Origin of the sequence: Spirillospora sp. NPDC046719, from assembly GCF_040645715.1 — a bacterium.
Lineage (GTDB): Bacteria > Actinomycetota > Actinomycetes > Streptosporangiales > Streptosporangiaceae > Spirillospora.
This window is the reverse complement of the sequence record NZ_JBEYYT010000003.1, coordinates 83486-96608: the sequence shown is the minus strand read 5'-3', so window position 1 is coordinate 96608 and position 13123 is coordinate 83486. Positions and strand designations below refer to the sequence as shown.

Annotated in this window: 10 protein-coding genes; 9 read left to right on the top strand and 1 reads right to left on the bottom strand. The window is 71.9% G+C overall.

Going from position 1 to position 13123, the window contains the following annotated elements; genetic code table 11:
- Positions 1 to 159: 159 nt before the first annotated feature.
- The 8 genes from ABZ914_RS01490 to ABZ914_RS01455 all read left to right on the top strand — a co-directional run bounded on the left by ABZ914_RS01490 (position 160) and on the right by ABZ914_RS01455 (position 9901).
- Positions 160 to 2907 (top strand): ABC transporter permease subunit, encoded by a 2748-nt coding sequence (locus ABZ914_RS01490; RefSeq protein WP_500190880.1) that lies wholly within the window; start codon positions 160 to 162, stop codon positions 2905 to 2907.
- Complete coding sequence (locus ABZ914_RS01485) at positions 2904 to 3611, top strand: ABC transporter ATP-binding protein (RefSeq protein ID WP_500190879.1); 708 nt, start codon at positions 2904 to 2906, stop codon at positions 3609 to 3611. Before ABZ914_RS01490 ends, ABZ914_RS01485 begins: the two co-directional genes overlap by 4 nt.
- Positions 3612 to 3613: 2 nt before the next feature.
- The gene (locus ABZ914_RS01480) at positions 3614 to 4888 is read left to right on the top strand and encodes a C-glycoside deglycosidase beta subunit domain-containing protein (protein WP_500190877.1); all 1275 of its coding nucleotides are present in this window, start codon (positions 3614 to 3616) and stop codon (positions 4886 to 4888) included.
- A gap of 46 nt (positions 4889 to 4934) precedes the next feature.
- Positions 4935 to 5321 (top strand): C-glycoside deglycosidase beta subunit domain-containing protein, encoded by a 387-nt coding sequence (locus ABZ914_RS01475; protein WP_500190876.1) that lies wholly within the window; start codon positions 4935 to 4937, stop codon positions 5319 to 5321.
- A complete protein-coding gene (locus tag ABZ914_RS01470) occupies positions 5318 to 6319 on the top strand; it encodes a sugar phosphate isomerase/epimerase family protein (protein WP_500190874.1) in 1002 nt (333 codons plus the stop codon). The genes ABZ914_RS01475 and ABZ914_RS01470 overlap by 4 nt, the downstream gene beginning before the upstream one ends.
- Positions 6316 to 7773 carry a GMC oxidoreductase gene (locus ABZ914_RS01465; protein WP_500190873.1) on the top strand — a complete coding sequence of 486 codons (1458 nt, stop codon included), beginning with the start codon at positions 6316 to 6318 and terminating at the stop codon, positions 7771 to 7773. The genes ABZ914_RS01470 and ABZ914_RS01465 overlap by 4 nt, the downstream gene beginning before the upstream one ends.
- A complete protein-coding gene (locus ABZ914_RS01460; protein WP_500190872.1) occupies positions 7770 to 9251 on the top strand; it encodes a GMC oxidoreductase in 1482 nt (493 codons plus the stop codon). The genes ABZ914_RS01465 and ABZ914_RS01460 overlap by 4 nt, the downstream gene beginning before the upstream one ends.
- A gap of 233 nt (positions 9252 to 9484) precedes the next feature.
- Positions 9485 to 9901, top strand: a complete 417-nt coding sequence (locus ABZ914_RS01455; RefSeq protein ID WP_500190870.1) for a hypothetical protein — start codon at positions 9485 to 9487, stop codon at positions 9899 to 9901.
- A gap of 103 nt (positions 9902 to 10004) precedes the next feature.
- On the opposite strand, the gene ABZ914_RS01450 is transcribed toward ABZ914_RS01455, so the two are convergent.
- On the bottom strand, positions 10005 to 10382 hold the full coding sequence (locus ABZ914_RS01450; protein WP_190861324.1) for a nuclear transport factor 2 family protein: 378 nt from the start codon (positions 10380 to 10382) through the stop codon (positions 10005 to 10007).
- 398 nt (positions 10383 to 10780) lie between these two features.
- On the opposite strand from ABZ914_RS01450, the gene ABZ914_RS01445 reads away from it, so the two are divergent.
- Positions 10781 to 13066, top strand: coding sequence for a tetratricopeptide repeat protein (locus tag ABZ914_RS01445; protein WP_500190869.1), 2286 nt, complete (start codon positions 10781 to 10783; stop codon positions 13064 to 13066).
- The last annotated feature ends 57 nt before the right edge of the window (positions 13067 to 13123 follow it).

Here is a 13123-nt window from a genome sequence, read left to right as displayed (position 1 = left end):
CCCGCGTTTTTTAAACCTCAGGGTCTGGTCGGGTGTAGACACGGTCGGCCTGTGGACCAGCCGCGGCCCCGAGACTCCCACCCACCTGGGTGGTAACGTCTTGTGATCCGGCGGGGGCGGCCCCCGGCCGGCCCCGGCGCACCTGAGTGAGGCCACCCCATGAATCTGTTCCTGCAGTTGTTCGTCCTCGGCTGCGCGACCGGCGGCATCTACGCCATCAGCGCGATGGGCGTCGTCGCCGTCTTCCGCAGCTCGGGCGTCATCAACTTCGCCCACGGCGCGGTCGCGATGGCCGGCGGCTACGTGATGTACTCCGTCGCCGACACCGCCGGGCTCGGGCACCCGCTCGCCATCCCCGCCGGGGTACTCGCGTCCGCGGTGCTCGGCTGGCTGGTGTACGTGCTGGTCATCCGCCCGCTCGCCGACACCTCCACGCTGACCCGGGTGATCGCCACGCTGGGCGTGTTCGTCGTCCTGCAGCAGGGCGTCGTGCTGGTCTACGGCAGCGCCCTGAAGATCCCGCAGCCGTACCTTCCGACCCGGTCTGTCCACGCCGGGCCGGTCTCGGTCGGCGCCGACCAGCTCATCCTCTTCGTCTTCTCGGCCGCGCTGACCGCCGCCCTGTGGGCGGTGTTCAAGCGCACCCGCTTCGGCCTCGCCACCTCGGCGGTCGCGGAGAGCCCGCGGTCGCTGGCCGCGCTCGGCTGGCGGGTCGGGCGGCTGCGCGCCGTCAACTGGGCGCTCGGCGGAGCCCTCGCCGGGGTGGCCGGGATCGCCCTCGCGCCGAGCCTGCAGCTGCAGCCCAACAGCTTCGCGCTGCTGATCATCCCCACCCTGGCCAGCGCCATCCTGGGCGGCCTGCGCTCGTTCCCGCTCACCCTGCTCGGCGGCATCACGCTCGGCGTTCTGCAGGCGCTGTGCGCGCACTACATCGACCTGCCCGGCGTCGGCGACGCGGTGCCGTTCCTGGTGATCATCGCGGTGCTGATGCTGATGGGCCGCACGCTCCCGCTGCGCAGCCACCTCAACGAGCGGCTGCCCCGGGTCGGCAGCGGCCGGGTGCGCCCTGTCCGGCTGGTCGTCGCGACCGTCCTGGCCGGCGTCGCCGCGCAGACCCTGCTCGGCGTCCAACTCCTGGACGGCCTGACGGTCACGCTGGTCACCTCGATCATCCTGCTGTCGCAGGTGGTCGTCACCGGCTACGCGGGCCAGCTCTCGCTCGCGCAGGTGCCGATCGCCGGGGTCGGCGCCATCGTCGCCGGACGGCTGCTGGCCGCCACCGGCATCCCGTTCCCGCTGGCGATCGCGGCGGGCGGCCTCGCGGCGATCCCGGTCGCGCTCGCCGTCGGCCTGCCCGCGCTGCGCGCCCGCGGCGTCAGCCTGGCCATCGCCACCCTCGGCTTCGGCGTGGCGATCAACGCGGTGATCCTGCGCAACAGCGACCTCAACGGCGGCGCCGGCGGCCTGCAGGTCGGTTTCCAGTCGGTGTTCGGCATCGACGTCGACTCGATCGTCTACCCGGCCCGCTACGCGATCCTGTGCGGGCTGGTGTTCGTCCTGCTGGCGCTGCTCGTCGCGAACGTGCGCCGCGGCCGGGTCGGCCGCCGGATGCTCGCGGTGCGCACCAACGAGCGCGCCGCGGCGGCCCTCGGCGTGGACGTGGCGTCCACCAAGCTGTACGCGTTCGTGCTGGCCGGCGTGGTCGCCGGGATCGGCGGCGTGCTCGGCGCGTTCCGCAACCCGACCCTCACCTTCGCCTCCTACGACCCGCTGACCTCCATCAACGGCCTGATCCAGGCGGTGATCGGCGGCATCGGCTACGCCCCCGGGGCGCTGCTGGGCGGCATCGGCCAGAACGGCGGCCTGGCCACCGCCGTCGCCAACACCTGGCTGTTCGACATCGCCCAGTACCTCGTGCTGGTCCTCGGCATCGGGCTGATCATCCAGGTGATCGTCCAGCCGAACGGCATCGCCGACGTGATCGCCCACCCCAAGCGCAAGGGCGAGCCGCGCCTGCGGGCACTGCGCGCCCGGCTGCCGCGCCCTCTCGCCCGGCGGCACGCCGCGGCGATCGACGCGCAGATCGCGGCGGCCCGGCGGACGACCGGCCACTCGCCGGGCGGCACGCTGGAGGCGCGCGACGTGACCGTGCGCTTCGGCAGCGTCGTCGCCGTGGACGGGGTGTCCCTGGACATCCGGCCGGGCGAGGTCGTCGCGGTCATCGGGCCGAACGGCGCCGGCAAGACCACGCTGATGGACGCCCTCTCCGGGTTCGTCCCCGCGTCCGGCACCGTGAGCCTGGACGGCCGACGCATCTCCGGGCTGCCGGCGTTCCGCCGCACCCGCGCCGGCCTGACCCGCTCCTTCCAGTCGCTGGAGCTGCTGGAGGACATGACGGTGCTGGACAACCTGCGCTGCGCCGGCGACCCGACCGACGCCGCCTCCTACCTGATCGACCTGGTCCGGCCGGGGCGCGGGCGGATCACCCCGGCGACCGTCGCGGCCATCGACACCTTCCGGCTCGCCGAGCACCTGCACCGGCTCCCCACCGAGCTGGCCTACGGCACCCGCCACCTGGTCGCGATCGCCCGCGCCGCCGCCGCCGCGCCGAAGGTCCTGATGCTCGACGAACCCGCCGCCGGCCTCTCCGAGGTCGAGCGCACCGAGGTCGGCGACCTCATCCGGCATCTGGCCGACGACCGGGGCATCGCGGTCCTGCTCGTCGAGCACGACGTCGAGTTGGTGCGCCGCGTCTCGGACCGCGCCATCGCCCTCGACTTCGGCGAGCGGATCGCCGCCGGCACACCGGACGAGGTGCTCGCCGACCCGCGCGTCGTCGAGGCCTACCTCGGCGGAGCGCAGCCGGCGCTCACCACCGCGACCACGCCCGCGAAGGAGCAGTCATGACCGCGGCCCTGCGCACCGCCGGCCTGTCCGCCGGATACGGCGAGGTCGCCGTCGTGCACGACCTCGACCTGGAGGTCCGCCCCGGGGAGATCGTGGCGCTGATGGGCGCGAACGGCGCCGGAAAGACCACGGCCCTGCTCACCGCCGCCGGGGCACTGCGCCCGCTCGGCGGGGACCTCGAGGTCCTGAGCGCCGCCGACCCCCGCGAGGACCTGCGCGCCCGCGCGTCGCGCGGCCTCGCGCTGCTCACCGACGACCGGTCGGTCTTCCGCTCCCTCACCGCCCGGGAGAACCTGCGCCTCGGCCGCGGCCCGATGGACCTCGCGCTCGCCGCCTTCCCCGAGCTGGAGCGGCTGCTCGACCGGCCCGCGGGACTGCTGTCCGGAGGCGAGCAGCAGATGCTGGGCCTCGGACGGGTGCTCGCCGCGCGGCCGAAACTGCTGCTCGCCGACGAGCTGTCGCTCGGCCTGGCGCCGATCGTCGTGCACCGGCTGCTGGCCGCGGTGCGCGAGCTGGCCTGCGCCGGGTGCGCGGTGCTGCTCGTCGAGCAGCAGGTCCGCCTGGTGCTGGACGTCGCCGACCGCGGCTACGTCCTGCAGCGCGGACGGGTGGCCCTGGCCGGCACCGGCGAGGAGCTGCGCCGCGACCGTGCCGACATCGAACGCTCCTATCTCTCCGTGACCGTCGAAAAGGAGAAGGACTGACCGTGCTCGACCGCGACATCATCCAGAACCGCGGCTTCCGCAACGTGCCGGGCGGCTTCGAGCTGCGCCTGCGCAACCCCAACTACCGCGGCGTGGCGGGCAGCCTCCTCGACGGCGTGGAGGTGGTGGTGGACGGGCGGAAATGGGAGGAGAACCGGACCCGGATCACCCTGCAGGGCCGCACCTTCACCCTCGACGAGCTGCGCGCGAGCACCGGCGTGCGCTGGCAGCTCGACGAGGCCGCGACCGTCACCGTGCCGGACCCGGACGGGCTCGCGCCCGGCGTGCACGACGTCGAGGTCGCCGTGTACCTGCGCCGGCCGTACTTCCCTCCGTTCGTCTCCCGCTCGGTGTTCAGATCCGCCGCGAAGCGGGTGATCGTGCCGGAGGTCCCGTCCGGCGGCCTGCGCTACGGCGTCTCGCTCTACAGCTACTCCGGCGACATGTACACCTCGATGACGCTGGAGGACGCGATGGCCGACATCGCCGACCTCGGCGCCACCGGCATCGAGATCCTCGGCGAGGGCAACATCCCGGGCTACCCGTCGCCGTCCGCCGGATGGACCGACCGCTGGCACGCCCTGCTCGCCGAGCACGGGCTCACCGCGACCAACTACGGCTCGTGGGTCGACACCGCGATGTGGCGCGACCGCGACCTGACCGCCGCCGAGGCGGCCGAGCAGCTCCAGCTGGACCTGCGGCTCGCCGCACGGCTCGGCTTCACCTCGATCCGCCCCAAGTTCGGCGTCGTCTCCGCCGAGCTGGACCCGCACCCCGTCTGGGAGGAGGCGGTCGAACGCAGCCTCGACCTGGCCCACGAGCTGGACATCGTGATCTGCCCGGAGATCCACAGCCCGACGCCGATCCGGCACCCGGTGACCCAGGGGTACCTCGACTTCATCCAGCGCACCGGCACCGGCCACGTCAAGCTGCTCATCGACACCGGCGTCTTCCAGACCGCGCCGGTCGACGACGGGCACGAGGGCATCGAGGGCGAGAAGCGCCCCGCCTTCCTCGAGCCGCTGGCCGTGCCGATGGACGACCTGGTCGAGGTCCTGCCGCACGTCCACTTCATCCAGGCCAAGTTCTTCGAGATCGACGACACCCTCACCGACCTGCACGTCCCCTGGTCGCCGATCGTCGGCACGCTGCTGCGGCACGGCTGGAGCGGCTGGCTGTCCAGCGAGTACGAGGGCAGGCGCGAGCCCTACCGCGGGCGCGACCAGGTCCGCCGCCAGCACGCCCTGCTCCGCGCGCTCCAGGAGGCCGCGGAATGAGCCGCCCGGTTCCCCTCCTCCCCGGCGACCGGCGGAAAGGACGCTGATGGGTCCCCTCGACGACCAGGTGCTGCGCGACGACGCGCTCACCGCCACCCCGGACGGCCTCGACGTCGCCGTCCACACGCACTGGTACCGCGCGCTGCCGCTGTCGTGCGTGGTCCGCCTCGACGTGACCGTGGACGGCGCTCCGGCCGTCCCGGACGTCACGGTCAACGGCGTCCGCCGCACCCGCGACGAGCTCGCCGGCCTCGCCGGGGAGTACTGGTTCACCACCGACCCGCTGATCCTGCACGTCCCCGGCACGGCCGGCGAGCACCGCATCGCGCTCGACCTCGCCCTGTCCATCCCCTACATCCTCACCGGACCCGACCGGCGGCCGCTGCTGTCCAGCAGCCGCACCGTCCGCACCCTCACCGCGAGGCGACCGTGACCGACACAGCACCGGGCCTCCCCCGCCTCGGCATCACCTTGTTCAGCCTCACGCTGGAGCAGCGCCGGCCGGGCACGGACCTGGCCACGCTGGTCCGCGAGGTCGCCTCCCGCGGGCTCGGCCCTGGCCTGGAGATGGTCGCCTTTCAGAGCCTGCGCGGATGGCCCCGCCCCGACGCGGCGCTCGTCCGCACGGTCCGGGGCGTCCTCGACGACAGCGGTCTCGTCCCGTCCTGTCTGGCGATCAACCTCGACCTCGCGCTCCGGCCCGGCGCGCTGCTCAGCGACGACGAGGCGTACGACTACCTCGCCGTCCAGCTGCGCGGCGCAGCCGCGCTGGGCTTCCCGGCGGTCCGGGTCGGCGCCGAGTGCGGGCCGGCCGTCCTCACCCGGCTGCTGCCGCTGGCGGAGGAGCTGCGGGTCCGGATCGGCGTGGAGATCCACAGCCCGCTCACCCTGGACGCGCCGCCCGTCGCCGCTCTCAAGGAGCTCTTCACCCGGCTCGACACCGAATGGCTCGGCTTCATCCCGGACTTCAGCGCGAGCATGCGCGCCGTCCCCGAAGCGGTGATCGACGCGCACCGGGCGGCCGGAATCGCGCCGGCGCTCACCGAACTCGCCATGCGGGTGTGGGACGAACCGGGACCGGCCTTCGCCAAGTTCGGCGACCTCGAAGCCCGCGCGGCCGCGCTCGGCGCACCGCCCGACCAGATCGGGAACCTGAAGATGCTGCTCACCATGCACGGCCGGATGGACCCGGCCCGATGGGCCGACTTCTTCCCGCACGTCGTCCACGTGCACGGCAAGTTCTATGGCGTCACCGACGGCCAGGACCCGTCGATCGACTACCCGGCCGTGCTCGCCGTGCTGCGCGAGCAGAAGTACACCGGCTTCATCTCCAGCGAGTACGAGGCCCACGCCTACACCGCCCGCCACGACGCCTTCGACCAGGTCGCCGCCCACCAGCGGATGTGCAAGACCATCCTGGAGGCCCGATGACCGGGTACGACGTCGTGATCGTCGGCTCGGGGCCCGTCGGCACCGCCATCGCGCGGGAACTCGCGGACCTGGATCCGGCGTTGCGGCTGCTGGTGCTGGAGGCCGGGCCCGTGCTCGGACCCGAGCCCGGCGGGCACGTCAAGAACATCGCGGACGTCCCGTCCCGCACGGCGGCGGTGGCCGCGGTGACCGGGGACCGGACCGCGCCGGGCGCGACCCCGGCGCGTCCCGGCACCACCCTGGTCGGCACGCCCGCCATGCCGAACGCGGCCGTCTCCACGAACGTCGGCGGAATGGGCGCGCACTGGACCTGCGCGTGCCCGCGTCCCGGAGACGACGAGATCCCCGATTTCGTCGACCCAGCCGCGTTCGGCGCCGCCCTCGCCCGCGCCGAAGAGCTCCTGCACGTCACCACGCACGCCTTCGACCGCGCACCGCTGACCCCGACGGTGCAGAAGCGGCTCGGCGAACGGTTCGACCGGCCAGGCCGGCGCCCGGTCGGGCCGATGCCGATGGCCGTCACCGTCGGCGCCGACGGATCGCCGCACTGGACCGGCCCCGCCGCCATCGCCGGAGACCTCTGGCGGCGGCCCGGAGTGACGCTGCGCCCCGGCACGCTGGCCCGGCGAGTGCTGGTCGAGGACGACCGCCGCGTCACCGGCGTCGAGGTCGTCGACACCACTACCGGCGCCGTCCAGCGGGTCGCGGCGCGCGCGGTCGTCGTAGCGGGCGACGCCCTGCGCACCCCGCGGCTGCTGTGGGTCTCCGGCGTCCGTCCCGAGGCGCTGGGCCGCTACCTCAACGACCAGCCGCAGATCATGGCTGCCGCGCTGCTGGACGAAGCCGGCGTTCCCGACGCGTCGCCGGCCGGCACGGCGATCGTCCCTCTGTCGGGCGTCTCCTGGGTGCCCTATGCCGCCGACCGGCCGTTCCACGGACAGGTCATGCAGCTGGACGCCTCACCCGTGCCCCTCGACCCGGGCACCACCGTCCGGCCGGGGCAGGTCGTCGGGCTCGGCTGGTTCTGCCGCAAGCAGCTCTCCCCCGACGACCGCGTGTGGTTCGACGACGGCGAGCTCGATGAGCACGGCATGCCGGCGATCCGCATCGAGTACCGCCTCACCGATGCCGACCACGCCGCCATCGCGGCGGCCAAGGCCGAGATCAGCGCGGCCGCGGCCGCGCTCGGCCGCCCGCTGGACGCCCCGTTCGTGATGCCCGCGGGCAGCTCCCTGCACTACCAGGGCACCACGCGGATGGGTCCGGCCGACGACGGGACCAGCGTCTGCGACGCCACCGGGCGGGTCTGGGGCACCGACAACCTCTACGTCGGCGGCAACAACGTCATCCCCACCGCCACGGCCTGCAACCCGACCTTGACCGCCGTCGCGTTCGGTGTCCTGAGCGCCCGGTCGCTGCAGGCCCGGCTCCGCGCCGAGGAGACGAAGCCATGACCAGAGTCCTCATCGTGGGCAGCGGACCCACCGGCGCCACCTATGCCCGGCTGCTGCTCGAAGCGCTGCCGTCCGTCCAGGTGACGATGGTGGACGCCGGGCCGATCCTGACCGACCCGCCCGGCATGAACGTCAAGAACATTGCCGATCCCGCTTTGCAGGCGGCCGCGCGCGATGCCTCGCAAGGGCGCGCAGCCATGGCCGGTGTGACCGGCATACCAGGTGGCAGTGTCGCCGAAGGGACCGTCACCGCGCGGCACGGAACGCACCTCATCGGGCGCCCGGCGACCGGCTCCGGCGGCATGCTCGCCGCCGCCGTCTCCACCTGCGTGGGCGGGCAGGGCGCGCACTGGACCTGCGCCACCCCCCGTCCGACCGGCACCGAACGCATCGGCTTCATCGACCCGGCCGAATGGGAGGAACACGTCGCCGGCGCCGAACGGCTGCTGCACACCACCGACTCCGCCTTCAGCGAGTCTTCGCAGGCCGACACCATGCTCGAACTGCTCGCGGACGGGTTCCCGGACGTCCCGGTGCGACGGCTGCCGATCGCGGCCGACCCGCGCCCCGATGGCACGCTGCGGTGGAGCGGCACCGATGTGGTGCTCGGGCTCCCCGACCGGCTCTCCCTGCGGCCGCAGACGCTGTGCACCCGGCTGCTGGTATCGGGCGACCGGGTGACCGGCGCGGTGCTGCGCGACCTGGCCACCGGGACTGTACAGCCGTTCGAGGCGGACGCCGTGGTGGTCGCCGCCGACGCGCTCCGCACCCCGCAACTGCTCTGGGTCTCCGGCATCCGGCCGGCCGCGCTGGGCCGCCACCTCACCGAGCACCCGCTGCTCTTCGGCGTCGTCGCGGTACGCCCCGGGACACTGCCCAAATCACCGGCCCGGCCCGCCGACCCGATCACCGCGGCCGTCAACCTCGGATACAGCGACACCCGGCACCCGTTCCACGCCCAGCTGATGTTCAGCCCGATCTGCCTGGTTCCGCTCCCGCCCGGCCACCCGCAGGCAGACAACCCGGGCGGCTACATCGGCATGGGCTGGGGCGTCCGCAAATGGCCGCGACCATCCGACCGCGTCACCTTCGACGAGGACGCGCCTGACGACACCGGTCTGCCCGGCATCCGAATCGCCTACGAGCTCACCGAGCGAGAGGAAGCGGAACTGGACCGGGCGCGATCCGTCCTTACCAAGGTCGCAGCACTATTCGGCGACTTCCTACCGGGGATGCCCCGCGTGATGCCGGCGGGAAGTTCACTGCATTACATGGGCACATTCCGCATGGGGCCGGCCAACGACGGCACAAGCGTCTGCGACTCGCACTCCCGCCCCTGGGGCGTGGAGGGCCTGGTTCTCGCCGGCAATGGCCTGATCCCCACCGCCAACGCGTGCAACCCCACCCTGACCAGCGTGGCGCTCGCCATCAGAGGAGCGAACGCGCTCGCGGCACGGCTACGGGCCGCACGGATCTGATCGTCCTGCACCTCGTCGTGCTCCCGGACCGCCACCCGCGTCGCCAGCTCGCGCGCGTGCTGCTGCCAGCCCAGCCACAGCCCGAACAGCTGCGCTTGCCGGTGTGACTCCCGCGGCCTGACAGCTGTGACCCACGGGCCAGAGCCACAAGACGGCTGCTTAATGTGACGGCCCGTTCACCGTACGCTTTCGATGGCTTCGGCTCGTGTCGGAATCTGTTCGGGAGGAATGAGATGTCATCGACCACGCAGAAGGCCACCGCCTTGGCGTCCGCTCTGGCTCTGACGGCCACCGGAGCGCTCGCTACCAGTAACGCCGCCTCGGCCACCACCGGGACCAAGGCCGAAGCGCCGGCCGCGCTAAAAGGCTGCGGAGCCAACCTCCCCGCCACCCCGGCGCGATGGACCTACGCGCGGGGCACGTGCGCGCTCCTCGGCAGACCCGGCGCATGGCACAGCTTCCGCTGGACCGCGACCGACTCCTACGCAGCCCTCCAGGTCAGGACGTACAACACCCGAGGCCAGGCCTACTGGGTCAAGTGCGGCTCGGGAGGAGGGCACTGCCAGGTACCCATCGGGAACAACGCCTTCACCCCGCTGTTCCGCGCCTGGAACGCGCTGCGGGTCTCCCACATCTACATCACCTACTGAGCACGCCCGCAGCCGCTTCCAGTACGCGAACCGAAAGAGGAGTCCGTCTTGATCAAGCGGCCGGGTGGCAACTTCACGGGAAGGAAAGCGACAGAAGGACGGCTCAGGAGGCGGACGGCTCGATCTCCCCCGCAAAGACGATGACCTGGTCGATGAGGCTCCGCCGCAGATGGACGACATCCGTTCCCGTCAGGCGGGGGCCTCCATCCGGCGTGGTGAAGACCCACTGGTACCGGGCCCACTCGTCAGGCATGTCCACCGCCGAGCAGCGCGCCATCGTGCCGGGCCCCGCCGGGTGGCGCCGGATGTCCAGCACGAACCGCTCGACCGCCGCGATTCCTTCGCTGCGCCCCAACGGCCCCCAGAAGACCACGTCCGAGGTCAGGGCCTGGGAGAGCAGGTCGGTCACATAGCTGTCGGCCGAGGCGTTGAACGCGGCGATGAACGTGTCGATCGCGGAGCGTGCCGTCTCTTCCTGCATGCCCCAGTAATACCAGCCGTCGCGCGTGCGCTCGTCCAGCGAGCCGCCTGCCGATCACGGTGGACCCGTCATCGAGCCCTGGTCCTCCAGCCGGACTCCGCTGCGCGTGAGCGAGGTTCCTCTGGTCGTCCAAGAGCGCGTCGGCCACGGTGATAAATCAGCCATCCTTAAATCCGACCGAAGCCCGAGCCGCCAACTCGATGCGACAGAGACCACTGATTCGGCTGGAGTCAGCGCTTTCCACAGAAATGATCAGTTGAAGCGAGATCACGTCCGAGAGCGTCCACGAAGAGCCGAATTCAGGAAGAAGGTGCGGGCCCCTTCTCACGGTCACATTGGGTCGGTATCCCTTACGATCGCGGTGACCGGGACCGGGCTCTGTGAAGGGTGGCGGCTCGATGCGGCTGTGGAACGCGTGGCGGCGCATGCACGGCTGGTGGCTGCTGATGGTCGCGGCGGCGGTCGGGGCCTTCGGGTCGCTGCTGGCCTCGTCCTTGCCCGCGCTGGCCGGGTCGGCGATGGTGGCTGTGGCCAGCGGGCTGGCGGGGATGCTGACCGTCCGAGCGGAGCGCTCGATCGACCGCCGGTCGTCGCTCGAAGCGCCGCGCGTGCGCCGGGGCGCGGTGCGGCGCGTCCGGGAACTGGACGATCCGCTGGCCGTGGGCGTCCATCCCGCATTCGCCCTCGTGACGGAGACCGGAGAGGTCGACAACTGCCCGCCGTTCGTCCGGCGGGACCGCAGTGATGACCTGGAGGACGCGCTGCGGTCCGGCGGGTTCGTGTTGGTGGTCGGTGAGTCGACTGCCGGCAAGACGAGAGCGGCCTTCGAAGCGATGCGCGCGTGCCTGCCCGATCACGTCTTCGTCCGTCCCCTGTCGCGGGACGAACTGGCGGGCGCGCTGGACGCGGCGGCGCGGCATGACAAGAGCGTGCTGTGGCTCGACGACCTGGAGCTGTACCTGGGCGCGAACGGGTTGACGGTCGAGATGGTCAGCTCACTGCTGGCCGCGCCGAAGGGGCACCGGGTCGTGCTGGCGACGATGCGCTCGCACGAACGGGCCCGTTACAGCCCACGATTCGCGCGTCGCGCGGGAGACGACCAGCAGCATTCGCTCAGGCGGGCCGGCGAAGTGCTGAACCTGGCCCGAGAGGTACGAATCGACCGTCTGTGGTCGTCCAAGGAGCGGCAGGGCGCGGCGGACAGAGCCGACGATCGTCGGATCGCGAGGGCGCTGGAACAGGCCGATCACTTCGGGGTGGCGCAGTACCTGGCGGCCGGTCCGGAGTTGTTCAAGGAATGGCAGGACGCCTGGGGTTCGTGGCCGGAGGGCAGGCCGCGCGCGGCCGCCCTGGTCACCGCGGCGGTCGACGTCCGCCGCGCCGGATACCACCTGCCGCTGCCCGTCGCGTTCCTACAGGCGCTGCATCAGACGTACCTGGACATGCCGACTCGCTCCCATCTTCGGCTGGAGACCTGGGAAGAGGCACTGGAGTGGGCGACGGAGCCGCTGCACGCGACCAGCAGCCTGCTCATGCCCGCCGCGGACGACCACTACGTCGCCTTCGACTATCTGGCGGACGCGGCCGATGACGCCTCCTCCGTCCCGGACGTCCCGTCGCACGCCTGGGAGGCCGTGACCGACTTCGTGCCGCCCGCCGACGCGATCGATGTGGCTTGGGCGGCCTTCCTGCGCCACCGTCTGGACGTCGCCGAGCGGGCGTTGACCAGAGCGCTCGCCGAGGGCCGTCACGAAGCCGCGCACGATTTCGCCTTCATGATGCGCGAGACCGGCCGTGACGAGGACGTGATCACGTGGCTGGAGGGAGCGGTGCGGGCGGCGACGCAGGCCGGGGCCCCACCGGAGGAGATCATTCGGCTGCGCGACCAGATCGCCTGGTGGATAGGCGGACGGTATGAGGGCCACGGTGACGTCCACACCGCGTACGACCTCGCCGAGACCGTGGTCGCCGACAGCACACGGCTCCTCGGCGCCGATCACCCGCTGACGTTGAAGAGCCGTATCACGCTGATCCGCCAGTTGGGCGACGTGCGCAGTCCTGAAGAGGCCCTTGCCATGGCGCGCGAAGTCGCCGAGATCGCCGCCCGCGTCCACGGCACCGACCACTGGACGCACCGGAACGCCCGGTTCGAGGTCGCGGTGTGGACGTTGTACTGCGGCGACCGGCACCAGGCCGTACAGCGGTGGCGGGATCTGGCGGAGGACGAGGTCACCGAAAACCCGGCGGGTGTCGAGGATTGCCTGCGCAACATCACCGCGGTGCTGAACGAGCTCGATGACCCCGCCTTCAACGCTCAATTGGTGCAATGGCTCGAGGCATTCGCAGAAAGTGCGCGCACAAATGGAGGGGTCGAGCGACCCACTCTCATCCTGCTGTACACGATCCTTGCGACGTGGACGGGGAATCAGGGTGACCATGCGCGCGCACGCGAGATCGCACGACGCGCGTTGAAGGAGGGCCAGAAAACACTCGGCGCACTCCATCTCCGCACGATCGACGCGCAGCTCGTCCTGGCTCACCAGGAGGGCGAGCTCGGAGAGATCGCCAGGGCACGGACGCTCGTTGAGGAGGCCAAAGAGGCCGCCGCCCGCGTCTATGGCGAGTCCCATCGGATGACGATCTGGGCTCGCGAAGAACGAGACCTGTGGGCCGCTCATTCCTAGCCGGACTGCACGCAGCCGGGGTGATCGGCTGGTCAGCACCGCGTACAACCGAGACGG